Source organism: Roseibium sp. QJM3NY_11 (assembly GCF_056173175.1).
In genome coordinates this window covers 3,231,190-3,256,401 of record NZ_CM149660.1, presented here as the reverse complement: position 1 = coordinate 3,256,401, position 25,212 = coordinate 3,231,190, and the positions used below count along the sequence as shown (strand labels likewise).

Below are 25,212 nucleotides of genomic sequence, written 5' to 3'. Positions count from 1 at the left end.
CGGCTGTATATAAAAAAATATTATAAAAATTAGCAAAAAATATCAATTTGTGTTTATTTGTCGGATGACTGAGTTTGCCAAAAAAGAGGATTTGGCAAACGTGGCGATGAGCTATCAGACAGTGCGGGACCTGGGGGCAGACGCCCGGAAAACAGCAATCCGGCGTGGTGACTACAAATCCCACACAGCGGGGCTGGCCAAGGGGTTTCTGCAGGCGAATGTCGTCATAACACCCTCCGACTACGCCCTGGATTTCATGCGGTTCTGCCATCGCAACCCGAAACCGTGTCCGTTGATCGGCGTATCGGACACGGGCAGTCCCATAATGCATACGCTTGGTGCGGACATCGACATCCGGACCGACATTCCGGCCTACAACATCTACCGTCACGGCGAGCTGGCGGAATCCGTGCATGATATCTCCGGCATCTGGGACAGCAACCTCGTGGCCTTCGCGCTCGGCTGTTCGTTCACCTTCGAGCACGCGCTTATGGAAGCTGGCATTGATGTCTGGCATATCAGCAACGACCGTACCGTACCCATGTTCCGCACCGCAATCCCGACCGTACCGGCGGGCCCGTTTCAGGGCAACACGGTGGTTTCCATGCGCATGATCCCGACCGATCGGGTGGAAGAGGCGGTCGCCATTTCCAGCCGTTTTCCGCTCGCGCATGGCGCCCCGCTCCATATCGGGGATCCGGAAAAAATCCGGATTGCCGATATAGGCGCCCCCGACTGGGGCGATCCCGTGCCGACACCGGGCACGCATACGCCAGTGTTCTGGGCCTGCGGAGTGACGCCGCAAGCCGTCATCCGGAATGCGCGTCTGCCGGTCTGCATCACGCACAAGCCTGGGCACATGTTGATCACTGATGTGCCGGATGGTGCAGAAGTGCCCATCCTTGTTGATCTACCTTCTGAATCAAACAACCAAAAAGGGGAACTATGATGAAAAGAACAATCCTGGCACTTGCCGCAACCGCGTTGTCGACATCATTCGGCATGGCGGAAGACCTTTCGGTGGTCGGAAGCTGGTCCAGCCTGCCGCTCCACAAGCAGTATGAAGCGCCTTTCTGGGAAAAGACGCTTCCCGATGCATCGGGCGGGAAGGTCTCGGTTCAACTGACCACGCACGATCAGATGGGCGTGGGTGTGGCCGACGTGTTCCGCATGCTCGGCGACGGCGTTTTCGATGTGGGCATGACCGTTGGCGATTATGCCGTCGCCGATGCCCCCGAACTCGAAGGCCTCGACGTGCCGCTGGTGGCCTTGACCGCCGACAAGGAGCAGGCCGTTGTCGAGGCAGCCCGGCCCATGATCGAGGAAATCTTCAACAACAATTTCAACTCCCATGTGCTGGCCATCGCGCCGTATCCGCCCCAGGTGGTGTTCTGCAACAAGGAAATCTCCGGTCTTGACGACTTGAAGGGCCTGAAGATCCGCGCGTCCGGCCGCATGACCGCCAAGTTCCTGGAAGCGCTCGGCGCCGAAGGCGTCAATGTCGCGTTTTCCGAGGTGCCGGGCGCCCTGCAGAAAGGCGTTGTCGATTGCGCCGTGACCGGCGCCGGCTCCGGCTACAGCGCGGGCTGGTGGGAAGTCGCCACCCATTTGCTCACGCTGCCGCTCGGCGGCTGGGATCCGGTCGTTACGGCCATCAACATGGACAAGTGGAACAGCCTTGACGCCGCGACCCAGGATCTGATCTCGACCCAGATCAGCGAAAACTTCGAGGCCCCGGCCTGGGCATCGGCCGAGGGTGCGCTTACCAACAACGTCGCCTGCCTGACCGGCAACGGCGAATGCGCGTCCGGAGACGCACGGTCGATGGTCCTAGTCGAGGTGACCGACGCGGACATGAGCAAGGCGCGTGAAATCCTGGAAACACAGGTTCTGCCGGAATGGGCGGAGCGTGCCGGCAAGGAATGGGCGCAACGCTGGAACGACAGCGTCGGTGAAGTCGTCGGTGTTTCGATTGCGTTGAACTAACTTCAGTCGAACCCGTCCCAGGAGGACCTCAATGGCCCAACAGACCCTTTCGATGTTACGCCGGGTGAACAAGATCGTCGCAGTCTTGATCGGCATCCTGCTGCTGATCTGCGCCGGCTCGGTGTTGCTCGATATCGTCTTGCGGAAAATGGGGTCCTCCTTCGGTGGGACCGACGAAATCACCGGCTATGTGATGGCGATCTCCACTGCCTGGGGCATGGGCTATGCCATGCTGGAACTGGCCCATGTCCGCATCGATTTCCTGCGTGGCCAGGTGAACCGGGTGGGGCGCAGCCTGATGGACCTTTTCGCCATGCTTGTCCTGTCCGCAACGGTCAGCGTCATCGCCATCCGCTGCTGGTCTGTGCTGGAAACCACTCTTGCCAACGGGTCCCGCGCGAACACACCGCTCGAAACCCCGTTGGCACTCGTACAAATTCCCTGGTTCGCCGGCTGGATCTGGTTCGCCGGAATGGCCTGGGTGACTTTCCTTGCCGCGCTGGCCCTCGTCTACCAGGGCCGGTTTGAACAGTCGGAGGCCGCCATCGGAGCCTTTGCCGAACAGGATGCCGCGCTATGATTACCTTTGTCACGGTTGGTCTGCTCGGACTGCTGAGCTTGTCAATCCCTGTCGGCATCGTCCTGTTTCTGCTGGGTTTCGGTATCGATACCTTTTTCAGTTCCTTTCCGCTCTCCAAGGGGCTGGGTCGTCTGGTCTGGTCCTCGTCCAACAGCTCGACGCTGATCGCCATTCCGTTCTTCGTTCTCCTGGGCGAGGTTCTCGTACGAAGCGGGTTGGCGGCGCGAACCTATGCGGCTCTTGATCGCTGGGTATCCTGGCTCCCCGGCGGTCTGGTGCACGCCAACATCGCCACGGCAACCATGTTCTCGGCCACATCCGGATCGTCGGTTGCAACGGCCGCGACCGTCGCAACGGTGGCAATGCCGCAAGCGGAAAAACTCGGTTACGATCAAAAGCTGTTTTCCGGTGCAATTGCGGCCGGCGGCACACTGGGCATCATGATCCCGCCCTCGATCAACCTGATCGTCTATGGCTTTTTGACCCAGACATCCATTCCGCAGCTGTTTGTTGCCGGACTGCTGCCCGGCATTGCCCTGGCCGTCAGCTTCGTCCTGGCGACCGCAATGATTTGCGCTGTGCGTCCTGATCTCGGCGGGGACCGCCGGATCTTCCCGTTTTCGGAGATGATGCGTGCGCTGGTGGATCTGGTGCCCATCATTCTCCTGTTCACGGTGATCATCGGGGCCATCTACAAGGGCTGGGCCACGCCGACCGAAGCCGCTTCGGTCGGAGTAGGGGGCGCGATCCTCATCGCGGCCCTGTTCGGAGGCATCAACGTCAGGATGATAACGGAAGCCCTGGCGGGAACCGTCAAGATCACCGCAATGATCATGCTTGTCGTCATCGGGGCGTCTTTCCTGAACTTCACGCTGTCCGCCGCCGGCATGGGTCAGGAATTGCGGTTCTTCCTGGAAGGGTTGGGCTTGAGCCCGCTGTGGACGCTCCTGGTGATCGTCGTCATGTATGTGGTGCTGGGCTTTTTCATCGAGACGCTGTCGCTCATGGTCGTGACAATTCCGATTGTCGTCCCCCTGGTGGTCAACCTCGGCTACGATCCGATCTGGTTCGGCATCCTGATGATCGTACTCATCGAGATGGCGCTGATCACACCGCCGGTCGGGCTCAACCTCTATGTGGTACAGGGCGCGCGCAAGGGCGGCAAAATGAGCGAAGTCATGCTGGGTTCGATACCATTCGTCCTTGTCATGACGCTGATGGTCATTGCCCTGATCATATTTCCGGATATCGCACTCTATCTTCCACGTGCGCTGCAATAAGCGACTGGCTTTTGTTTTGTGACCCCCGCGGAGTGTCCGGCGACCCGATGCCGGCCATTCCGCGGGGTTTCTGTGTCCGGTCTCTTGCAAAAGTCGGGTGCCGGCGGGTCAAACGACGCCGGTGGAGGGCGCGAGCCGTGACGGTCATTCTGCGGCCGTCATTCTTGTCGTGCCCGCGTGCCGCCATCGAACACGCGCAACGCCACCCGCACCGGCTGAACTCGGAGTACCGCCGGCTCTTGGCCGTGGCGACATCCTTTCCGGAGCATCCTGTCCAACAACAATCGTCTCGCAACTGTCACATTCGACATAGTCCACCCGACGCGCCATCAAATACTGTCGATGGCAGGACAACGCAAAATACAGCGTGCACGGGATGGGCCATAGCTTGGGAAGAATGGACGGATTAAATGCCGGCAATATCGGGGCACGCGTGTGCAGCACGACGTTCGAACAATTCCGGACTTTCCTCTGGGTCGCGCGGCTTGGGGGTGTTCGCCGGGCTTCGGAACAGATGCACTTGTCCCAACCCGCAGTTTCCGGACGTTTGAGGGCGCTTGAGGACGGACTGAATGTTCAGCTCTTCGACCGGAGCCCGCGCGGTGTGATGCTGACCCGGCAAGGCGAAACCCTGAAGGGCTACGTCGAACAGTTGTTTCAGGTGCAGGAGCAGATCCACAATCGCTTTGCCAATCCGGACACGACTGCGGGCGTCATCAAGATCGGCGTATCGGAAACGATCGCCCAGTCCTGGATGCCCCGCTTCCTGCAACGGATCAGCCAGGACTATCCGCAGCTCAGTCTGGAACTGACCGTCGATATCTCGCTGAACCTCCGCGACGACCTCCTGTCTCGAAAACTGGATCTTGCCTTTCTGATGGGGCCGATTTCCGAATACAGGATCGAGAACATCGCGTTGCCCGAGTTCGAAATGAAGTGGTATCGCGCTGCCGGCATGGGGCCGGTGGATTTGACCCGAACACCTGTGATCAGTTTTGCACGCAACACCCGCCCTCATCGGGAACTGATGGCGGAACTGTCCGGCCGCCACGGACCGGGCGTGCGTGTGTATTCATCCTCATCGCTCTCCACCAGCTTGCAGATGATCGCGGCCGGAATCGGGGTCGGACCTTACCCTTGCACGCTCACGGAGGCGTCGCTTGAGGCGGGGAGAATCGAGGAATTCGACCCCGGTTGGCAGCCAAAGCCTCTCGCCTTTACCGCCTCCTATCTCGGCGATGGTGAGAACATTTTGGCGGAACGCTGCGCGGCAATCGCCCTGGGCATCGCGCGAACTGAAGCGACCTTGGTCAAGGAACGGGTTTCAGGGGCGGGCGCCAGACCGTCTTTGCCGGTTCTTGTTGAAGCTTGAAAATTCTGCCGTGCAAAAGGACAGCAAGGCGAAGCTGGCTGAGTACAGCTTTAAGGTGCTCTGCACGAAAGAGCTATCTGAGGCTGTGAACGCTTCAAAAGATAGAACAATGATAACAAAAGACTACGACAAATTTCCAGTGATCGGAATGTCTTATGACGGGTCATCGGAAATCACGATTTGTTTAATGAGAACAGCTTTGTTTCAGTCAGTGAACGGCCCTTGACCATAAGTGGCCACGACACTGCTTCGAAAAATCCAAACTGCTTTTCCAGGGGATGGGATTGATATGTCATTCGAAAATATTGGCTCGTCCGTAAATCAGAATGCCTTCAGGGGCATATCCGGTCCAGGTGCCGACAACAGCTCACCGGTGGATTCCGGTTCGGTGCAGAAGAGCCAGGACAAGCTGAAATTTGCGCTCCTTGACAGCGGCATGGGGGGCGGCATGACGGCGGCCTTCCTGAAGGGCGAGGTGCGGCAACTGGGATCGTATTTCTGCCTGCCGATTGGAGACAAACAGCCGGCTGTCGCGGAAGCGTACACCGCGGTGATGGCACTCTGGCCGCTGATCATGCCCCTGGCCAATTCATCAGGTGAAAACGACGGCAAGGTTGCCGACAACGTCATCATCGCCTGCAATTCGGCCTCGGTGCGCAAGGAAGGCGCCGTCGACCTGATGGCCGAATTCTGCGCGGACCTGTGCGAGAAAAACTACGAAGGAATTTCATCTGGTGATGACTTCAAAAATCTTCCGCCGATGGTCGGGCTTGGGCTTGAAAACCTTGCCAATGCAGTAGCAGTGGAAACAGGCGGCGTCTCTGTTGACAATTTCAAGACATATTTCACTGGTCATGTTCATGAGATCGTGTCCAGGACCGCTGAAAAGGGGGCAATGGACGCGATTGGCCTCCTGACGGATCCTGAACGAGGCACGGTTGAGAATCCGTTGTTTGTGCGCGTTGATTCCACAAACGGCACCGCCGGATCGCAATCATACCCGACCAAGATGCTTGAAGCATTCAAAAATCAACTCGATGAAACGGATGTTCAGCTTCTGGGCACCAACGTCAACCGGATGGTTGGCGCTACAGAAGATACGATCACTCACCATGTTGTCTCGCTCACCGTCAATGGCGTGGAGAAAACGATCGTGATCGAAGGTCGCGGCAATCAGCCGTGGGTCAAGGCGGTCGAAGGCGGCACCGTCGATAACGAGGGCCCCGATCTGGTGCGCGTGTCGAATGAAAACAGCGCGACGGCCTTTGGAGAGTCAATTTCTCAATTGGAATCGGAGGGGCCGGGAGGCGCACGCGCGGCGGAGATCCTGAACAACTTGCTGACTGCCGAGGGACGGCGCATCGGCGACCAGGAAGGGGAAGGGGCGGCGCCTGACCTGTCGATGCTTTGCTGCACCCATTATCCGGCGATGACATCCGCCCTCGACGCCAGCTACGGTGAGGGCAAGAGCAGCTTCATCAACCAGGCCACAATCGTCAGGGATCTGGTCTCGGATGATCTGAATGTGCCATTCAACGACAATGCCGAGCCGCTCGACCTTGCCGTGACCGTCGGCAGCATGAATTACGGTGGCGCCGATGAAAGTATCCGGCCATCGATTGCAAACGGCTTCACCTCGGCAAATGTACTTGCGAATGTCCTGCGGCAGACAATGGATGACGGCAGTTCAAACGTTTCGAACCAGTTCGGTTCGGTCAATATTTTCCATCAGAATGTCAACGATGAAACACCGAAAGACGTTCGAATAAAAAATCAGTCCACACAAGGCGGCAGCCTTCAGGAAACCTTCGAACTGATTCACCAGATGATGGTGACCGGCGAAAAAGAAATCAACAGGTTCTACGCGGACCAGAATCTGGCCCTGAACCCGAAGTTCGGGAAAGACCCTGAGGCACCACGGTTCAACTTCGTCCCGAATGACCGGCGGCAAACGCAGATCGCACCTGACAAGACAAAACTGTCACAACAGGCGCTGGATTACGAAACGGCGATGACCCTCGACCGTATGGGGCACAGTCTCGAAACGCTCGGCACGGTCATGACACTCGGTGAAACCCGTGGCATCGACAAGATCGCGCCGCTCAACGACCAAGGGGCACAGCTCAAGGCCGCGACTGCCCAATTGATGGATGTCGTCATCCGGAACCGGACCGTCGAAAATCCGGCGGAAAGGGAACCCGTCGGCATCATGACCGGCTTCTCCGTCGTCAACAACGATGACCGGACCCGTGTCGGCGGCGAGAATGACGGTCCTCCGGGAGCGGTCCTCATGGGCAAGACCCTGGTGGATCAGGGGACGCCCGTTGTCCTGGTCACCGACCGCTCGTCGGAAGCGTCCCTGATTTCCACTCTTTTGGGGGCGGGGCTTGCGGAGCCCCCGGAAGGAACCAATCCCACAGATGTCCAACATTCTGCACTGACACTTGATAGTGTTCAGTTGAACCCGTTGGTAACCGTTGTAATTCCGGAATTCGATCATCCGATGGAGCCGCCGGTAGAACTGCCGACCAGCCCGGAAAAGAGATCTGTTGAGATCAAACGAAGGCGGGACGAAACGCGAGAATCCGTACTTCTGGCTGGTCGCGAACTCAAGGAAATGAATGTCAATACGATGATCAGTATCGAACGGCCGAGCGTGACCCAGCTCGATGGAGGGGCGTACAGCATGGTAGCCGTCGACGTGGCCCCGTTCAATCTCGACCTGAGCCCGCTGCTCGGCAGCGAAGACATTGGTTTCAATCCGTTCACGATCGGCATCGGAGACGGCGGCAATGAGTTGGGCACTGGCGGCATTCAGTTCATGACATCCGAGGGCCGCGATCATGAAATGCAGCCCTTCGTCAAGGGCGGCTCGGTGATCGGCGCCGACAAGGATCTGGCCACCGATGTCATGCTGCTGAGCACGGTGTCCAACAACGGTGGTATGGCTGTTTCCATGTCTCTGCTGGCCGGACTGGCACAGCGAGACGGTGGTGATCCGGGTCAGAAGTTGGACGAAACGATCGACAGCTACAATTCGACGATCACTTATCTTCATGACAACGGCATGTCTATCGACGGCGTCAACAAACAGAACCTGAACACGGTTGACGGGCGCCGTATGGGATCCCCCGATGAAGCCCTGTACCGTTGGCGGGATCAAGCCGGTCAGGTTCCGCTTGGCGTCGGGCCCGATTACGAAACGGAGCTGGGACTTGAAGGCGCCGCCGGGGACACTTCGCACAACGACACTTTCCTCAGGTTCCGGAACCTTTTTGCTCCCGTGAACTGAAACAGCAACTGACCAGGGAGACAAACCATGTCCCTACCGCAAGCACTTGTAGATTTTTCGGCCACATGCCAGGAGCGCTTCGGCGCCGGGACAGCCGGACACAATGATGATGGCGCCTACGTTTCCGTTGGAGAACGCGTGGTCCACATCAATCTGGACCGAAATGCCAACCGGGCCGTCGTCTGGACCGAACTGGACCGGCCCGATCATGCCGGCTTCGACGTCCTGGAAAAAGCCGCTATGGCCTATTCCAGCCGTGAACTGGCCGCCAGGGGGTTTGTCGTCGGCGTCAACCGCGCCGCCGACCTGATCCTGCTCGGCCGCAGCATCGAACAGACCGCGCTTGGCAACGAGGCGGGTCTTGAGCTCGTTTCGGATGTGGCCAGGGAGGCTGAAGTTGCCGCTGCCATGATTGCCAAGACCGCTGCGTCTCAATCGAACCGCCCGGGCGGGGCTGACGGCAGCGCCGTAATCATCCATAATTGACCGGTCCGGACCAGAAGGAAGAAACACATGTCGACCGATAATTCCAGGTTCGCCGAATTTATTGCCGAATGCTGCAAGGTTCTGGAGCTTGAGGCTCCGGCGGCGACCGGCGACAGCCACATGTTCCAGGTCGGTGACCGTTGGATCGAACTGAAAGCCGACGACAGCGGCGAGGGCGTCACCTTCGCGGCGATGGTCTACATGAAGCCGACGGATACGGAGGTCCGCGCCGATCTGGTCGCCTCGTTCAACGTTCATTATCTCTTCAATGGCGGCTTTTCACTGTTCTTCGACACGGCAACGGACCGGCTCTATCTGTGCCGTCCGCACCGTCTGGACATGCTTGAGGCCCGCAATATTCGCGAGGAGCTGATTGCCTTCACCGACATGGCAGCCCATGCGGGCACCTGGTACATCCGCTCCAGCGAGGAACAGGCTGCGGGCACGCGCGCGGCCCTGCCGTCCGGAGAAACCGGTAACTTCATCGAGGTTTGAGACAGGCCCGTATTCGCTGGGCCCGCGCTCGCCGGTTCTGAGACCGCCGCCTTGAACCGCCTGCCGGTCTTCAGCCGGCCCCACAGGTCAGCGGGCCGCAGCTCTGACCCCCGCAAACCAATCTGATCATCAGGTCCGCGGCTTCCGGCAGGAAGGCACGGCCAGGAGGAGGCTTTGCCCATGGGCAACTATCTGACGGACACGCTTTTACCGGCTCTTGCGGACGATACCAGGATTGATGCGATTGCCGCGGATGCGGATGATCTTGTCCTGCAGATCGGCGGCGATCTCCTGCGCATGACGCAGGACGCCGACCACAGCCGGACAGTTTGCTGGACTGATGTCCGAATCCTGAAGCCCGGAGAGATCGGCGGGGGCGCCGCCACCGCGCGCCGTTACAACGACACCCGTCAGGCCGGGACCGGCCTGACAATGGGGTTCCACCTGAAAGGCAACGCGCTCATCCTGGGCAGAAGCGTTGACGAGAGGGATCCCGATCCCGAGCGGACCGTTGCGCTGGCCCTTGCTGTGCGTGACGGCCTCGCCGATGCGCGGACGCTTCTCGACAAGGTTCTGGAGGAGATACGCCGGGAAGAAGACGAGACGCAGCGCGCATCCTGGGACGGCCCCCTGATGAGCGCATGACCCCCATGCCTGTCTGCCGGGAGAATGACAGATGACCAAATTCCAGGATGAATTCCGCGCCCTGGTTGCCGACTACCTGGTGGACCAGGGAAAGCAACCGCAGGAGATAGAGGCCGGGGACGACTACCTCTTGAATGCGCAAGACAGGATCCTTCAGCTGCGGCTGGGGACGGGCGGCGCCATGCTGCTGTCGACCATGATCTTCTACAATGACGGCGACGCGGCGCAGGTGCTGAACGGCCCGATTGCCGAGTTCAATGCCTATCACCTGTTTGCGGGCGGGTACTGCCTGCATGTCGACGCGGCCAGCGGGTCGGTTTACGTCGAGCAGGAACTGACGACCGGCCAGTTCGACGCCGGGAGGTTGCGGCAGCACCTGCTGGACTTCGCCGACCGGGCGACCAGTTGCGCGCGCTGGTATCTCGACCAATCAAGGGAACTGAACGCTGCCGGCACATCCGGTGACGTGATCGTCGCCTGAAGTGCGGCCGCCGCGAACTAACATCATCATTTGGGAGAACAGCCGTGTGTAAAGTCGGCAGCACAGGACAGAACCAGGTCGGCCGGATTGGCAACTCCGGCAGCCAGATCTCTTCGAGCACGCAGATCACCCCCGATATCAACAGGGCACCGGGATCGTCAAACGGCATACGATCGGACTCGGGCTCGTTCTCCAACGCCATGACCCCGACCGGCAATGGCGGTGACACGCAAAGCTCAATCAGTCTGTCCGAAGACTTTAAAAACCTTATGGCAAGGGTAGTGGAAAACCGCCAGAATCCCGGCAATTACGGTGGCACGCAAAGCTCTTCCAGTACCAATAGCTTCCGCAGCAGCAGCAGCAGCAGCAGCAGCTCCGAAATTTCCGTTTCAATGGAGCCGTCGACAGATCACGGAAATGCCAACAGCACCATTAGTGGTTCGGATAGCGGATATGGGTCTCAGTCCAATGCGTCGTCGGGCAGCGCGGGCTCCGCAAATGTCGGAAACCCCGGTTTGCAAGAGCCCCAGGGGCCAAACGGCACGATCCCCGGCGGCGACGCCTTGGCGCTTGACCATCAGGGCCCGGGCGGGTGCTGTTCCTGCTGGGACAAGGCGGCGCACAGTCTGAAGGCCGGCCTGGTTCAGGCGGCATCGACCGCTCTGACCTTCGGCGTCAAGCCTCTGGTTGAGGAGGCTGTCAGGGCCGCTTTGCTGGAAACGCCGCTGGATCCGGGGACGGCAGATGTCATCAGCCGGATCGTTGGTGGCGTGTTTGTCGGAGCGATCCATACAGGCGTCGGCACTGTCGTCTCCGGCGTCCTGAATTCGGCGCTTTCGATGACCACCTACAAGCCTGTCGAAAACCAGTTCGGCAATGAACTCCTCACCATAGACGCCCCCGTGATGGCCGCCTTCGTGGCCGGCTATGCGCTTCAGGGGGGGCTTGTCGCGCATCTGAATCTGGACGATGGCATAGTGAAAGCATTGTCAAAAACAATAACATCGACCGTGGCCGGGTTTGTACAAGGGGCAATCACGGACGGCCTGCGCCAGACCGTGGCCAAAGATGGCTACAAGCCAGTACAAGCGTCTGAATTCTCGAAAGAGATATTTGCCGAGAACCTCGACAAGGCGATCCAGAACAATTTCGGCAGCGAACAGAAACTCGGTCACGATTTCATCGGCAAGATTATCGGATCGACCGTCGGCAATTTGACGGCGCCGTTATGGGGCAACGTCGAAGGCCTGGGCGGCATGGCCACAGGAGCATTCGGAATGACCACCTATCTGACGGGCTGGTTCGGCGGCATCCACACATTCTCCGCGGCACTCGGGGCATGCGAAGCGCAGGATGACATGGAGTTGTCCCTCGAAACCGTTTCCTTCGATTATTCGGCCGTAACGTCCGAAACGGAATACAGCGTCTGACGAATGTTCTCGGCAGTTTCGCGCGATCAAGCGCGCGAAACTGCCGTGCCAATTGCCACATCCAGAATTTCGAAAGGTTGGCCGGAAACCTCGCACAAGCGGATTGACCGGTTTTGGAGACCGCTTGACCACGGTACCCGGCGCTTCCCGACGCGCGCCACGTCCAGGCTCGAATATCGCCCTCAACGGAACACGCTGGCGGGCCATTGGCGGTGAGCATTGCAGCACTTCTCCCAAGTTGAAAATACTCCAACTTGCTGCCACCGGACACGATTGCCGATGTGTGAGAGAAGTTTTTGCGTGATGAGTACTGACTGAACAACTTATGGAAAAAAGTTGGCTGGGGAACCTGGATTCGAACCAGGACTAACGGAGTCAGAGTCCGTGGGTCTACCGTTAACCTATTCCCCAACAATGCCCTTTGAAAGAGCGACCAATCGTTTTCACGAAGACGGGTACGGTGCCCGCCGCGATTGGTGTGCCGGATATACAGCCATCATCTTCCTGATTGCAAGACCCGTTGCCGGATTTTTTTTTGAAATCGAGTGCCCGGGCGGAACCGGACAGAGCCAGGCGGGGCCGAACCCGTCAGCAGACGGGAGAGTGACCGCCGTTGCTGCATTCAGAGCATGGAAAGCTTTTCCCGCGCCGGGCAACCTGTTACAGTTTTGACAACGAAAGAGATGGTTCCCGGTCGCGCCCGGACAAAACGGCGGCTGCACCGGGATTCCGAAAGGCATAAACGTGACTCAGTCAGGTCAGGAACCGCCCGATACCGGGCGCCGTACCGCTGACGCGTCCGTTTCCAGCAGGACTCCGGGGGAGTCCGCGGGACCCGGCAGACGGCGCCGCAAGCGTCGCTCCGCAAAGGGTTCAAAAGGCAATGATTCGGGTTCCACCGCAGGTGGCGCGTCCGGGTCTGCGCCGGCGAGGGGACCGGATCCGGTCCCGGCTGAAAACGGAAACGTCGACAAGGCAAACCCGGTGCAGGCATCGTCCGCACCGGCAGAAGCTTCACGCGAAGACAGCGGCAGAAGACCCCGGAAACGCAAGCACGGCAAGGGCCGCGTCGCGGCAACCGGCGCGCACGCCGGCAACCAAGAGTCTGGTGATCCTGTTTCCCGTGGCCATGAGACCCGTGATCATGCTTCCGGCAGTGCTGAGTCCGAAGGTCGTCGCGCCGGTCGCATGAACGGCCGTGGGGCAGGCACTGGGCATGGTCAGGGGCAGGGGAAAGATCAGGGGCAGGGCCAGGAAGATCCGGACGCCGCAGCTTCGCCGGACGGACTGACCAGCGCCAAGGGCAGAAAAGCGGCCCGCAGACGTGGTCGCCGCCGGCGTAAATCGACAAACACTCCCGTCAACAGCATGGTTGGAAGCACCGTCACGGCCGGCGGCGCGATGACCGGCGCCCCCGGTCAGCAGGAAGTTCAGGGAGCCGCTCAACAGGCTGGCAGCCGTGCGGGCGCCAGCTCACAGGGCTGCACACAGGGCCGGCAAAGGCCGTCCCGCCAGGCGTCCTCAGGCCACTCTAAATCCGGCCACCCCAACTCCCGACAGGCTTCCTCGGAACCCGGCTCTGCGGCCGATGCCGACAGCCGTCACCGGAGCGGACACGCGGACCACAGGCGCGATGAACGCGCCGCCACGCACAGGCCCCGCGCCCAGGCGGGCCGGGCAGGCGGGCCGCTTTATGCCGCGCTCGATCTTGGAACCAACAATTGCCGCCTCCTGATCGCGCGCCCGGAAGAGCGGGGCTTTCGTGTCGTCGACGCGTTTTCCCGGATCGTCCGTCTTGGCGAAGGCGTCGGCGCCCATCTGAGGCTCAGCGAAGCGGCCATGGACCGGGCTGTCGACGCGCTGGCCCAATGCCACCGCAAGCTTGCCGACCGGGGTGTCGTTCGGGCAAGGCTGATTGCGACCGAGGCCTGCCGGGCCGCGGAAAACGGCGATCAGTTCATCGACAGGGTCAAGGACGAGACCGGCCTTGCGCTGGAGATTGTCAACCGTGAAACGGAAGCCCGGCTTGCCGTCGCCGGCTGCGCATCACTGGTCGATCATGACGCCGACGGGGTCATTCTGTTCGATATCGGCGGCGGCTCGTCGGAAATCGTCTGGCTGGACCTGCGCAACCGCTGCGGTGCCAGAGGCTATGCGCTGACCCGCTTCATCCGCTCGTGGATCTCGCTGCCCGTGGGGGTGGTCAATCTGGCCGAGCGCCACGGCGGTGTTCACGTGACCCCGGAGATCTTCGAGGCCATGGTCGAGGATGCGGCCAACCATCTGTCCGAATTCAGCCTCGCGAACAATCTGACGGAGGCCATCGCCACCGGACGGGTGCACATGCTGGGCACCTCGGGCACGGTCACCACCCTTGCCGGCGTGCATCTGGGCCTGAAGCGCTATGACCGGCGCCGGGTCGACGGCACCTGGCTGGAAGACGGAGATGTGTCGCTGATGATTGATCAACTGCGCGACATGCCGTATGAGGCGCGCGTGGAAAACCCTTGCATCGGCGCGGATCGGGCGGATCTCGTCCTGGCTGGCTGCGCGATACTCGAGGCCATCCGGCGGCGCTGGAGCTGTTCCAGGCTGCGGGTTGCCGATCGCGGGTTGCGCGAGGGAATATTGACGGAACTGATGGCCGCCGACGGCGTCTGGTCGCATCGCAGATCCGGACAGCGGCACCATCGCAGCCGCCAGAGGAGCGGATCATGAGCGGACAGAAAAAGGGCACGGGCGACCGCGGGTTCAACGTCAAGGTGAAGACGTCGGCCGGGCGCCGGGAATCCTCCACGCGCTGGCTGCACCGGCAACTGAACGACCCCTACGTGCGCCGGGCCAAGATGGACGGCTACAGATCGCGCGCGGCCTACAAGCTCATCGAGATCGACGACAAGCACAAGCTGCTGAAGCCGGGTTACCGGGTCGTCGACCTTGGCTGTGCACCGGGCGGCTGGTGCCAGGTTGCCGCTCAAAGAGTGCAATCCTCCGTCGACGCGCCAAAAGTCGTCGGGATCGACTATCTCGATATGGACCACGTCCGGGGGACAACCTTCCTGATGAAGGATTTCCTGGACGACGACGCCCCCGACGCCCTGCTGGCGGCCCTCGGCGGACAGAAACCCGATGTGGTCCTGTCCGACATGGCCGCGCCGACGACCGGGCACAAGCAGACAGACCATCTGCGCACGACGCATCTCTTTGAAATTGCGATCGATTTTGCGCGTCACAACCTGGTTCCGGGTGGCTCGTTCCTGTCCAAGGTGTTTCGTGGCGGAACGGAAAATGAACTGTTGCGGGATCTGAAACGGGAATTCAAGACGGTGGCCCATCTCAAGCCGCCCGCAAGCCGCAAGGAAAGCCCGGAACTCTACGTGATCGCGAAAGGATTCCGCGGTGGCGATCCGAAGGCCGATAGCTGAACACCGCGCCAGGCGCATAAGTCCTTCCTGTCACCGGGCATTGTAACCGGCACGGGACGGATCTGCAGCCAGCCATGCGGCACGCTCCGGAGGCATGATTTTCCCGCCGCCGGAGCATGTAACGTCACCGCCCGTATCGGTTACGACCATCCGGGCGCGCAAAGGCAGGCGGGAAAGACGGGCAGGCAAATTGCAAAAGGGTCGCTGTTACCCTTTCCTTTCTGTCACCTGCATGTTATTGACCCGCGCCAACTTCTCCGGCACAGCCGAAGCGACTCGACAGATGCAGGCTCTATAGACAGGCCGGCGTCGCGACATTTATTTTTAAGGGGAATTGGCAATGGCATCCTTCTTTGTCCCGACGACCGGACAGCAAGCCCTCACCTTCGACGATGTTCTGCTGATCCCCGGTCACTCGGAAGTCATGCCGGGTGAAGTCGACCTGAAAACCAGGGTCACCCGGGAACTGGAACTCAATATTCCGATCCTGTCGTCCGCCATGGACACGGTGACCGAAGGCCGCCTGGCCATCGCCATGGCCCAGGCCGGCGGCATCGGCGTCATTCACCGCAACCTGACGCTGGACCGCCAGGCGGAAGAAGTCCGCATGGTCAAGAAATTCGAGTCCGGCATGGTGGTCAACCCGCTGGTGATCGGTCCCGACGCGACGCTGCAGAATGCCCTGGACCTGATGAAACGGTTCGGCATTTCCGGCGTGCCGGTCGTCGACAATGGCGGTGCCGGTGGTCAGATCACCGGCAAGCTCGTCGGCATCCTCACCAACAGGGATGTGCGTTTCGCATCCAATCCGGACCAGAAGATCCATGAGCTGATGACCAGGGACGATCTGGTCACGGTAAACGAGAATGTCAGCCAGGACGACGCCAAGCGCCTCTTGCACCAGAACCGCATCGAAAAACTGCTGGTCATTGACGAGAACCGGAACTGCATCGGTCTCATCACGGTGAAGGACATGGAAAAGGCGCAGCTGAACCCGAATGCCTCCAAGGACGATCAGGGGCGTTTGCGGGTGGCCGCCGCGACCAGCGTCGGCGAAGAAGGCTTTGCCCGCGCTGAACGGCTGGTCGATGCCGGTGTCGACATGGTTGTGGTCGACACGGCCCATGGTCATTCCCAGAAGGTTCTGGACATGGTCACCAGGGTGAAGAGCCTGTCCAACTCGGTTCAGGTGCTGGCCGGCAATGTGGCCACTTCCGAAGGAACCAAGGCGCTGATCGACGCCGGAGCGGACGCCGTCAAGGTCGGCATAGGGCCGGGGTCGATCTGCACCACGCGCATCGTCGCCGGTGTCGGCGTTCCCCAGCTGACCGCGATCCTGGAATCGGTCAGCGAGGCCGAAAAGCACGGCGTACCGGTGGTGGCGGATGGCGGTATCAAGTTTTCCGGCGACCTTGCCAAGGCGATTGCCGCCGGCGCGGCCTCCGTGATGGTCGGATCCCTGCTTGCGGGAACGGAGGAAAGCCCGGGCGAAGTCTATCTGCATCAGGGACGCTCCTACAAATCCTACCGCGGCATGGGCTCCGTGGGAGCCATGGCGCGCGGGTCTGCGGACCGTTATTTCCAGGCGGAAGTGCGTGACAGCCTGAAGCTGGTGCCGGAAGGAATCGAAGGTCAGGTGCCCTACAAGGGCGCGCTCGGCAGCGTCCTGCACCAGCTGTCCGGCGGCCTGAGAGCGGCCATGGGCTATGTCGGCGGCAAGACCATTCAGGATTTCCAGGAAAAAGCGCGTTTCGTGCGTATTTCCGGTGCAGGCCTGCGGGAAAGCCATGCCCACGACGTCACGATCACGCGCGAAAGCCCGAACTACCCATCCAACGTCTAACAGTTTATCGGGACGCTGACACAACAGCGGCTCTGCAAAGGCACATCATGAAAGATGGCGGACGCCTCGCGGCGGCAATCGAAGTACTCACCGAGGTGGAAACCCGCCATCGTCCCGTTCAGGTGGCGTTGAAGGAGTGGGGCGCGGCCCACAGGTTTGCCGGATCGGGCGACCGCACGGTCATCGGAAACATGGTCTTCGATGCGCTGCGCAACAAGGCCTCGCTTACGGCCAGGATGCGCGACAGCGCGCCACGGGGCCTGATCCTCGCGACCTACTGCGTGTCGTGGGGCAAGGGCATCGACACGCTGTCGGAGGTCCTTGCCCAGGATCACCACGCCCCCGAGCCGCTTTCCGAAGCCGAGACGGGCTGCCTGACCGGGGACGTTCACGACCTGACCCCGGCGCAGCAGGCCGATCTCCCGGACTGGCTCTGGCCGCACTTTCATGAGGTTTTCGGCGACAGCGCCGTCGAGGAGGCCAGGGCGCTCGCCACCCGTGCACCGGTTGACCTGAGAACCAACACCTTGAAATCCGATCGCGACAAGGTCCTGAAGCGCCTCGCGCATACCGGCGCGGTGGCAACGGCCACATCCCCGATGGGCATCCGGATCGAAGCCAAGCCGGGCCAGGCGCGCATGCCCCATGTCCAAGCCGAGGAAGGCTACCGGAAAGGCTGGTTCGACCTTCAGGACGAGGCCAGCCAGCTCGTGTCGGTGCTTGCGGGCGCAAAACCCGGCGAACAGGTTCTCGACTATTGCGCCGGCGGCGGCGGCAAGACACTTGCGTTCGCAGCGGCCATGCAGAACAAGGGCCAGCTCTACGCCTATGACGCGGACCGGTTGCGTCTGGCCCCCATTCACGAGCGGCTTCAGCGGGCCGGAGTACGCAATGTTCAGGTGCGCGATCCGGCCAGCGCCGGACTGGACGATCTCGTCGGCCTGATGGATCTCGTCTTCATCGATGCGCCGTGCACCGGCACCGGCGTCTGGCGCAGGCGCCCGGATTCCAAATGGAAGCTTTCGGAAAAAGCACTGGAGGACCGCATTCAGGACCAACGCAACGTTCTTGAAAGCGCGAGCCGCTATGTCAAGAAGGGCGGCCGTCTGGCGTATGCGACCTGTTCGGTTCTGGCTGCGGAAAATCAGGCACAGGCCGATTGGTTTCTGGAAAACAATCCCTCGTTCCAGTCCGTTTCAGCGCTTGAATCCTGGCAGCGTTTGCTGCCAGGCGCGCAAGTCCCCCGGCATGCCTCGGACCGCGGCGACCTGCTGCTGACACCCGCATCGACCGGAACCGACGGGTTCTTCATCGCCCTGTTTCAACGGACGGACTAGGGTCCGCTCAGGACCGGTCCTGCCGCTGCAGTCCCAGCACATTCGGCACCGGGACGTCGTCGGCGGCAGGCGCCCCCGACGCGCGTTCCGGGCGCGGTTGATACGGCGGCATCCGGCCCTGAAGCGGGACTTTGGTCTGCGAGGGGGCCTGCGCGGCGGGCTGTGAGACGGAATGTGAAGAGGGCTGAGCGGAGACCGGTGCGGCCTCCGGTGCGGGTTCGCCCGGCGCCGGATCTTCCGGCTCCGAACCGGCAACGGCGGACGGAGTGTCCTGAGATGCGGCGTTTTCCCGGACGTTGGACTGGGCCTTTACGTTGGACTGGGCCTTCACAAGGTCTTCCACCAACTTGCGGATCGGTGGCTCCAGACCCTTTCCCGTCGCAAGCCCGGTCAGCACGGAGCGCGCCTGCACCGGATATTTCAGCGCCGCGAGGACAGTACCGAGGGCGTTGAGGGCTTCCCGTGCGGTCGTGTCCAGATCGTGCGCGCGCACCGCGTATGTCAGCGCGCTGCCGTAGTCGGCCAGCTTGCGGCTGAGTACGCTGATCCTGACATGATTGGCCACCGACGCCGGTTCGAGCTTCAGCGCAGCTTCGGCGGCCTCGCGCGCGTCCTCGAGGGCGTTCTTTCCAAGAAGGGCATCCGACAGCAGTTCCAGGGGCAAGGGGTCGGCCGGCGCCAATTCACTCGCCCGGATGGAAAGACCGATGACCTCGTCGAAGCGTTTTCTCAACAGCAGCGTCGCCGACAAGCCGAGCAGGGCCGGACCGAAGTCCGGGTTCGACTTCAGCACGCGCCGGTAGGCGGCGATCGCCGCGGCTTTCTGGTCGGTTTTCGCCAGCGTGTCGGCGAACAGCGTCAGGACAGCCGGCGTATCCGGCAGCAGCTCGGCCAGGTGCCGCGCCGGCTCGACCGCCTCGAAGGGTCTGTTTTCCTTCAGCAAAGCGCTGGCGAGACCGTACAACGCATTCCGGTTGTCGGGCCCTTTGGCCAGAACCTCGGAAAAATTCTGCAGAGCGTTCGCCGTGTCGCCCAGAAGCAATTGACAATTGCCGAGGCTGGCGCGCGCGCTCAAGTGATCGGGTTCGGCGAACACGATCCGGCGCAATTGAGATTGCGCCTCATCGAGATAGCCGGTCTGAAGAAGAGCAGACGCCGCCCTGTAGGCGATCTCCGTGTCGTCCGGAGACAGTTCCAGCGCCTTGAGATAGGAAACCAGCGCCTGATCCACACGACCGTCCGCCTCCAGGGCAACGGCTTCTTCAAACGCAAGGCGGGCTTCTGCGGTCATCGTGAACGGATATCCTCAAACGCCGGTCTGTCGCTTCGTCCTGGGGGCAGGCGAAGCGCGCGGCATCCCGGCAGCGTAAGGAGCGCGCATGAAGGGGTCAAAAGGGAAAATCGGCCGTACACAGCTTGTCCGCCGATTAGTTTGCCGGATACGGGCCGGCGGCGGCCGATGGACGGGCCTTGCGTGCCGGGAAATTCCTGTGCGGGAGCGCAACAGCTGCGAAATTCGGGTTCAAATTGCGCAAAAGACCGGTTAGAAGCTGGGCCATGACCCAGCATCAACGCCTTCTCATCATCGACTTCGGTTCCCAGGTGACGCAGCTGATCGCGCGGCGTCTGCGCGAGCTCAATGTCTATTGCGAAATCCATCCCTATCAGAACGTTACGGATGCGTTCCTGGCGTCCTTCGCGCCAGGGGCCGTGATCTTCTCCGGCGGACCGGATTCGGTGATCCGGGAAGGCTCGCCGCGTCCGCCCGAAAGCGTTTATCGGCTCGGTGTCCCGATTCTCGGGATCTGCTACGGCCAGCAGGCCATGATGCAGCAACTCGGCGGCCGGGTTGAAGGCGGCAAGATCTCGGGCGGCGGCGGCACCGCCGAATTCGGCCGGGCCATCGTCACCCCCGTGGACGCGAAAGTCGACCTTCTCGAAGGCTGGTTCGCCGACGGCAGGGAGCAGGTCTGGATGAGCCATGGCGATCATGTCAGCCGCCTGGCCCCCGGCTTTGAAGTCTACGGAACTTCTCCGAACGCCCCCTTCGCGATCACCGCGGATATCGAGCGCCATTTCTATGCGGTCCAGTTTCACCCGGAGGTGCATCACACGCCGAACGGCAAGAAACTCTACGAGAATTTCGTGCGCCTTGCCGGGTTCACGGGCGACTGGACCATGGGTGCCTACCGCGATGACGCGATTGCGAAAATCCGCGAGCAGGTCGGCGACAGGAAGGTCATTTGCGGCTTGTCCGGCGGAGTCGACAGTTCGGTCGCCGCCGTCCTGATCCATGAGGCCATCGGTGATCAGCTCACCTGCGTATTCGTCGATCACGGCCTGTTGCGTCTGAACGAGGCAGACGAAGTGGTCTCCATGTTCCGGGATCACTACAACATTCCACTGATCCACGCGGATGAATCCGATCTGTTCCTCGGGGAACTGGACGGTGTTTCGGATCCCGAAACCAAGCGCAAGATCATCGGCCGCCTGTTCATCGACGTTTTCCAGAAACACGCCAACGACATCGAAGGCGCCGACTTTCTCGCCCAGGGAACGCTGTATCCCAACGTCATCGAAAGCGTCAGCTTTTCCGGCGGCCCGTCGGTGACCATCAAGTCGCACCACAACGTTGGTGGCCTGCCGGAAAAAATGGGCCTGAAACTGGTCGAGCCGCTGCGTGAACTGTTCAAGGACGAGGTGAGGGCACTTGGCCGGGAACTCGGCCTGCCCGATCATTTCATCGGCCGTCACCCGTTCCCCGGACCGGGTCTTGCCATCCGCTGCCCGGGTGAAATCACACGCGATAAGCTTGAGATCCTGCGCAAGGCGGATGCGGTCTATATCGACCAGATCCGCAAGCATGGTCTTTATGACCGGATCTGGCAGGCCTTCGTGGCGATCCTTCCGGTCAGGACGGTCGGCGTTATGGGCGACGGGCGCACCTATGATTTTGCCTGTGCCTTGCGCGCGGTGAACTCCGTCGACGGCATGACGGCGGACTACTACCCCTTCAGCCACGAGTTCCTCGGCGAAACCGCGACCCGTCTGATCAACGAGGTTCAGGGGATCAACCGGGTCACATACGACATCACCTCAAAACCCCCTGGCACGATCGAGTGGGAATGAGGAATGACCGGCGACACGCCACCCGAACCGGCCGTTCCTGATCTCGCAGTCATAGCCACCGGAAATCCGCAAGCGCACGGGGCGGGCGGATGACACGATCGACCGATCTGAAACCCGACTGCACCAATTGTGCCGCGCTGTGCTGCGTGGTCTTTGCCTTCGACAAATCGGAATCATTCGCACTGGACAAGGCAGCCGGTGAACCATGCCCGAACCTGAATGGCTGTGGCCGGTGCCAGGTGTTTTCACAGCGTGACGCGCTCGGGTTCAAGGGCTGTATCGCCTATGATTGCCATGGGGCGGGGCAGGTCATCACGCAGGAAGTGTTCCAAGGGCGCACCTGGCGGGACGACGCCGCCCTCGGCGCGCGAATGGGCGCGGCCCTGTCGGTGCTCCGGCGCATCCATGAACAGCTCTCGCTTCTGGAGACGGCCGCACGGCTGCCGCTGGACACCGACGAACGCGCCGGATTGTCGGCCCTGAAAGCACGCCTCACACCGGAAGAAACCTGGACCGAAGCCAATCTGAAGTCCTTCAGGATCGATGAGACAGACCGGCGGGTCAGGGGGTTCCTGATGGGTCTGCGCCGGCATGTTGATGGCGGGATCAACGCGCGCAATTGATGCAGAATGCAGCGGCCGGGTCGGCTTTCAGGCGTTTGTCGGCGATCGGTTCCCCACATTCGGCACATGCGCCGTAGTCGCCTTTGTCGAGACGCAGCAAGGCAGCGTCGATCCGCTGTATATGCGCCAGCCGCTGGCGTTCGGAAGCCTGGGCCATGGCCTGGCCCTGAAGGGCGTCCATGCGGGACAAACGGCCGACCGATTGCTGGTCGAGTTCCACCGGAGCCCGGGATTCTTCCGAAATTTCGCGCAAGGATTCCAACTCGTCCCTGAGCGACAGCAACGTTTGACGGACCGTGTCCGGTGTGTCTGGCATGGCACTCCTCCGGCAATCAGAATGACCATGCCGCTGCCGGGGCGCAAGTTTTTCGGGGACCAGGCATTACGCGTCGTCCCGGCCGGTCGCCGCCTTTTCCTCCGCAAGCATCTCCTCATGATGCTCCTCCGCCTGGACTTCGATGAACAGCCGGGTCACGGACGGTATCTGCATCTTGATGGTCCGCTCAAGCGAATAAATGGTCTCCTCGACGGTCCCGGCCTTGACCTCGTCGATGAAATCGACCGACAGCGCCAGCAGGATGTCGTGGGGGCCACGATGAAGCGTGCGGATTTCGTTGAGGTTCCGAATGGCCGGTGTTGCACCGATGATCGACTCGATCTTGGCAAGCACCTCCGGCGAAGCGCCTTCTCCAATCAGAAGCCCCTTGGTTTCATAGGCCAGCAGTGCCGCCGTTCCGGCCAGGATAACCCCGATCATGATCGAAGCGGCCCCGTCCAGCCAGGGCAGGCCGAGATACTGAACGCCGAGCAGGCCCAGGAACGCGACGACCAGGCCGAGCATGGCCGCACTGTCCTCGAACAGGACGGTAAAGACCGTCGGATCCTTGCTGTCCCGCACGGCAGCCATGATCGACTTCTTGCCGCGCACCTGGTTGAATTCCTTGTAGGCGATCCACCAGGCCACGGCCTCGAAGATCATCGCCAGGGCGAGCACGACATAAGCGACATAAGGGCTGGAGACCGGGTGCGGGTGCAGCACCTTTTGAATGCCTTCATAGATCGACACACCCGAACCGACCGCAAAGATCAGGATCGCGACGACAAACGACCAGAAGTAAAGCTCTGCTCCGTATCCGAAGGGATGCCGCTTGTCCGCAGGCTGCCGGGATTTCTTCAGCCCGTAAAGCAGCAGTCCCTGGTTGCCGGTATCCACGAGGGAGTGAATGCCTTCCGAAAGCATTGCGGACGACCCTGTGTAGGCGGCGGCGGCAAATTTTGTGACGGCGATCAGCCCATTGCCGGCAAGTGCCGCATAGATCACCTTCTTAGACCCGTGTCCGGCCATTGTCGTCTCCCGAGACCTGTGGTTTCCAGCCCAACCAATGTGTTGAAACCTATGACGCAATCGTGACTTTGATCAAGCTGGCATCCTTTGCAAACTGCCGAGATCGACTTCAGTTCACCGGAAAGGCACCTTTTTCAAATGTTTCGCATAGCTGTACTGGCGTTCATGGTCCTTGCTCCTGTTTCCGGAGCGCAACCGTCAATGGCCGGAGACGTTGACATTGTCGGGGCGACCGCAAAGATGTCCGGCAACAGCTGGACCTTTTCCGTCACGCTCAAGCATGCGGACAGTGGCTGGGATCACTACGCGGACCTGTGGCAGGTTCTGACACCGGACGGCAACCTGCTGGGAGAGCGCGTGCTTCTCCATCCCCATGTCAACGAGCAACCCTTCACACGGTCGCTGTCCGGCGTGACGGTTCCCGAGGGTCTGGACACGGTGATCATCCGCGCGCGGGATACCGTCCACGGCGTTTCCCCTGACAGCTTTGAACTCCGGCTTCCGCGTTAGGGGACGGAACCCGGAGCAATTCGCGTGTCAGGTGTCGGAGGCCGTCCCGGCTCCTTGCCCGAGCTGTCCGCGCAGTTTCCGCTTTACGAGGTGAACCTTGAGACTGCGCATCGGATTGCGTCCGCCGAACCACGCCCGCCGGCTGATCATCTGCCCGGCAAGGACGTCGACCTGGTGAAACCATGGTGCTGAACGCACGTTGCGCCGGCCAAGCAGAAGTTTCATGGCTTCTGTCGAGGCAACCCCGGCGCTGACGACAATGCTCATTGGCGTTGAAGGCACATTCCGGCGGACAAAGTCGACATAGGACCTGTCAACCAGATAGGGCAGGTGCAAACCTCTCGGCGCCAGCCCGACGGCAAAGCGCAGGAAATTGTGTTCGGTCTCGCCCTCTTCGAAAGCGAAATAGTCCTCGAAGGACATGCCATCGGGCTGGAAGATGATCCATGCGGACCCTGTGGCGATCGGAGCTGCCGTCAAAGCCGGGATACCGCTGACGCGGGCTTGAGCGAACAGGGCCCTGCGCACATCGAGAGCAAAGAAATCGATTGAATCGACGTAGATATCCGCTCCTTCCAGGAACACGCCGGCGTCCTGCGGCCGAAGCGGGGTGTGTGTGACGTCGATCTCGGCCTCGGGATTGATGTCCCTGATCCGGTCCACAATCACGTCCGCCTTGGAGCACCCGAGCGTGGAAACTCCGGCGCCGAACTGGCGGTTGAAGTTGGGAAGATCGAAATCATCGAACTCGCAAAGCTTGAACTTGCAGATCCCCAGCCGGGTGAGGGTAATCGCATGGGCACCACCGACACCGCCCAGTCCGGCGATTGCGACCGTCTTGGATTTCAACCGGTTTTGTTCTTCCGGCGTGATCCAGCCCAGGGTGCGCGAAAACGCTTCTTCGTAGGAAAATTGCTTGTCATCGATGGATTCCATCCTGTGGTTCCCCAGCT

The 25,212-nt window shown here is 60.9% G+C and carries 22 protein-coding genes and 1 tRNA gene; 18 read left to right on the top strand and 5 right to left on the bottom strand.

Annotated elements, in window-relative coordinates; all coding sequences use genetic code 11:
• The first annotated feature begins 106 nt into the window (after nt 1-106).
• The 11 genes from AC0VX3_RS15070 (at nt 107) to AC0VX3_RS15020 (ending at nt 12,047) form a co-directional block, all read left to right on the top strand.
• Nucleotides 107-949 (top strand): putative hydro-lyase, encoded by an 843-nt coding sequence (locus AC0VX3_RS15070; RefSeq protein ID WP_475525186.1) that lies wholly within the window; start codon nt 107-109, stop codon nt 947-949.
• The gene (locus AC0VX3_RS15065) at nt 949-1,986 is read left to right on the top strand and encodes a TRAP transporter substrate-binding protein (protein ID WP_475521189.1); all 1,038 of its coding nucleotides are present in this window, start codon (nt 949-951) and stop codon (nt 1,984-1,986) included. The genes AC0VX3_RS15070 and AC0VX3_RS15065 overlap by 1 nt, the downstream gene beginning before the upstream one ends.
• Nucleotides 1,987-2,017: 31 nt before the next feature.
• A complete protein-coding gene (locus tag AC0VX3_RS15060; RefSeq protein ID WP_475521188.1) occupies nt 2,018-2,566 on the top strand; it encodes a TRAP transporter small permease subunit in 549 nt (182 codons plus the stop codon).
• Complete coding sequence (locus AC0VX3_RS15055) at nt 2,563-3,846, top strand: TRAP transporter large permease (RefSeq protein ID WP_342894711.1); 1,284 nt, start codon at nt 2,563-2,565, stop codon at nt 3,844-3,846. The genes AC0VX3_RS15060 and AC0VX3_RS15055 overlap by 4 nt, the downstream gene beginning before the upstream one ends.
• A gap of 376 nt (nt 3,847-4,222) precedes the next feature.
• Complete coding sequence (locus AC0VX3_RS15050) at nt 4,223-5,218, top strand: LysR family transcriptional regulator (protein ID WP_475521187.1); 996 nt, start codon at nt 4,223-4,225, stop codon at nt 5,216-5,218.
• Between the two features lie 232 nt (nt 5,219-5,450).
• Nucleotides 5,451-8,510 carry a glutamate cyclase domain-containing protein gene (locus AC0VX3_RS15045; protein ID WP_475521186.1) on the top strand — a complete coding sequence of 1,020 codons (3,060 nt, stop codon included), beginning with the start codon at nt 5,451-5,453 and terminating at the stop codon, nt 8,508-8,510.
• 27 nt (nt 8,511-8,537) lie between these two features.
• On the top strand, nt 8,538-8,996 hold the full coding sequence (locus AC0VX3_RS15040) for a hypothetical protein (RefSeq protein WP_475521185.1): 459 nt from the start codon (nt 8,538-8,540) through the stop codon (nt 8,994-8,996).
• Nucleotides 8,997-9,023: 27 nt separating this feature from the next.
• Entirely contained in the window at nt 9,024-9,491 is a 468-nt protein-coding gene (locus tag AC0VX3_RS15035) for a type III secretion system chaperone (RefSeq protein ID WP_475521184.1), read from the top strand.
• A 180-nt stretch (nt 9,492-9,671) separates the two neighbouring features.
• A complete protein-coding gene (locus tag AC0VX3_RS15030; protein WP_475521183.1) occupies nt 9,672-10,136 on the top strand; it encodes a hypothetical protein in 465 nt (154 codons plus the stop codon).
• Between the two features lie 31 nt (nt 10,137-10,167).
• Nucleotides 10,168-10,617, top strand: coding sequence for a hypothetical protein (locus AC0VX3_RS15025; protein WP_475521182.1), 450 nt, complete (start codon nt 10,168-10,170; stop codon nt 10,615-10,617).
• A 200-nt stretch (nt 10,618-10,817) separates the two neighbouring features.
• Nucleotides 10,818-12,047: a hypothetical protein gene (locus tag AC0VX3_RS15020; RefSeq protein WP_475521181.1), complete on the top strand. Its 1,230-nt coding sequence runs from the start codon at nt 10,818-10,820 to the stop codon at nt 12,045-12,047.
• A 337-nt stretch (nt 12,048-12,384) separates the two neighbouring features.
• Here AC0VX3_RS15020 and AC0VX3_RS15015 read toward each other — a convergent pair.
• Nucleotides 12,385-12,458, bottom strand: a tRNA-Gln gene (locus AC0VX3_RS15015).
• A gap of 957 nt (nt 12,459-13,415) precedes the next feature.
• On the opposite strand from AC0VX3_RS15015, the gene AC0VX3_RS15010 reads away from it, so the two are divergent.
• The 4 genes from AC0VX3_RS15010 (at nt 13,416) to AC0VX3_RS14995 (ending at nt 18,652) form a co-directional block, all read left to right on the top strand.
• A complete protein-coding gene (locus AC0VX3_RS15010; RefSeq protein ID WP_475521180.1) occupies nt 13,416-14,765 on the top strand; it encodes a Ppx/GppA phosphatase family protein in 1,350 nt (449 codons plus the stop codon).
• The gene (locus AC0VX3_RS15005; protein ID WP_475521179.1) at nt 14,762-15,472 is read left to right on the top strand and encodes an RlmE family RNA methyltransferase; all 711 of its coding nucleotides are present in this window, start codon (nt 14,762-14,764) and stop codon (nt 15,470-15,472) included. The genes AC0VX3_RS15010 and AC0VX3_RS15005 overlap by 4 nt, the downstream gene beginning before the upstream one ends.
• Nucleotides 15,473-15,812: 340 nt before the next feature.
• Nucleotides 15,813-17,315, top strand: coding sequence for an IMP dehydrogenase (gene guaB, locus AC0VX3_RS15000; protein WP_475521178.1), 1,503 nt, complete (start codon nt 15,813-15,815; stop codon nt 17,313-17,315).
• A 47-nt stretch (nt 17,316-17,362) separates the two neighbouring features.
• Nucleotides 17,363-18,652 carry an RsmB/NOP family class I SAM-dependent RNA methyltransferase gene (locus tag AC0VX3_RS14995; protein WP_475521177.1) on the top strand — a complete coding sequence of 430 codons (1,290 nt, stop codon included), beginning with the start codon at nt 17,363-17,365 and terminating at the stop codon, nt 18,650-18,652.
• Nucleotides 18,653-18,659: 7 nt separating this feature from the next.
• Here AC0VX3_RS14995 and AC0VX3_RS14990 read toward each other — a convergent pair whose 3' ends face one another.
• Nucleotides 18,660-19,943, bottom strand: a complete 1,284-nt coding sequence (locus AC0VX3_RS14990; RefSeq protein ID WP_475521176.1) for a tetratricopeptide repeat protein — start codon at nt 19,941-19,943, stop codon at nt 18,660-18,662.
• Between the two features lie 266 nt (nt 19,944-20,209).
• Between AC0VX3_RS14990 and guaA the strand changes: the two genes are divergently transcribed.
• Together guaA and AC0VX3_RS14980 are read left to right on the top strand one after the other, a co-directional pair.
• The gene (gene guaA, locus AC0VX3_RS14985) at nt 20,210-21,781 is read left to right on the top strand and encodes a glutamine-hydrolyzing GMP synthase (RefSeq protein WP_475521175.1); all 1,572 of its coding nucleotides are present in this window, start codon (nt 20,210-20,212) and stop codon (nt 21,779-21,781) included.
• An 89-nt stretch (nt 21,782-21,870) separates the two neighbouring features.
• On the top strand, nt 21,871-22,404 hold the full coding sequence (locus AC0VX3_RS14980) for a hypothetical protein (protein WP_475521174.1): 534 nt from the start codon (nt 21,871-21,873) through the stop codon (nt 22,402-22,404).
• On the opposite strand, the gene AC0VX3_RS14975 is transcribed toward AC0VX3_RS14980, so the two are convergent.
• A complete protein-coding gene (locus tag AC0VX3_RS14975; protein WP_342895228.1) occupies nt 22,388-22,720 on the bottom strand; it encodes a TraR/DksA family transcriptional regulator in 333 nt (110 codons plus the stop codon). The two genes, AC0VX3_RS14980 and AC0VX3_RS14975, sit on opposite strands and share 17 nt — an antisense overlap.
• Before the next feature lie 66 nt (nt 22,721-22,786).
• The gene (locus AC0VX3_RS14970) at nt 22,787-23,749 is read right to left on the bottom strand and encodes a cation diffusion facilitator family transporter (protein ID WP_475521173.1); all 963 of its coding nucleotides are present in this window, start codon (nt 23,747-23,749) and stop codon (nt 22,787-22,789) included.
• Between the two features lie 201 nt (nt 23,750-23,950).
• On the opposite strand from AC0VX3_RS14970, the gene AC0VX3_RS14965 reads away from it, so the two are divergent.
• A complete protein-coding gene (locus AC0VX3_RS14965; RefSeq protein WP_342895226.1) occupies nt 23,951-24,259 on the top strand; it encodes a hypothetical protein in 309 nt (102 codons plus the stop codon).
• A 27-nt stretch (nt 24,260-24,286) separates the two neighbouring features.
• Here AC0VX3_RS14965 and AC0VX3_RS14960 read toward each other — a convergent pair whose 3' ends face one another.
• Nucleotides 24,287-25,195: a ThiF family adenylyltransferase gene (locus tag AC0VX3_RS14960; RefSeq protein WP_475521172.1), complete on the bottom strand. Its 909-nt coding sequence runs from the start codon at nt 25,193-25,195 to the stop codon at nt 24,287-24,289.
• Between the last annotated feature and the right edge of the window lie 17 nt (nt 25,196-25,212).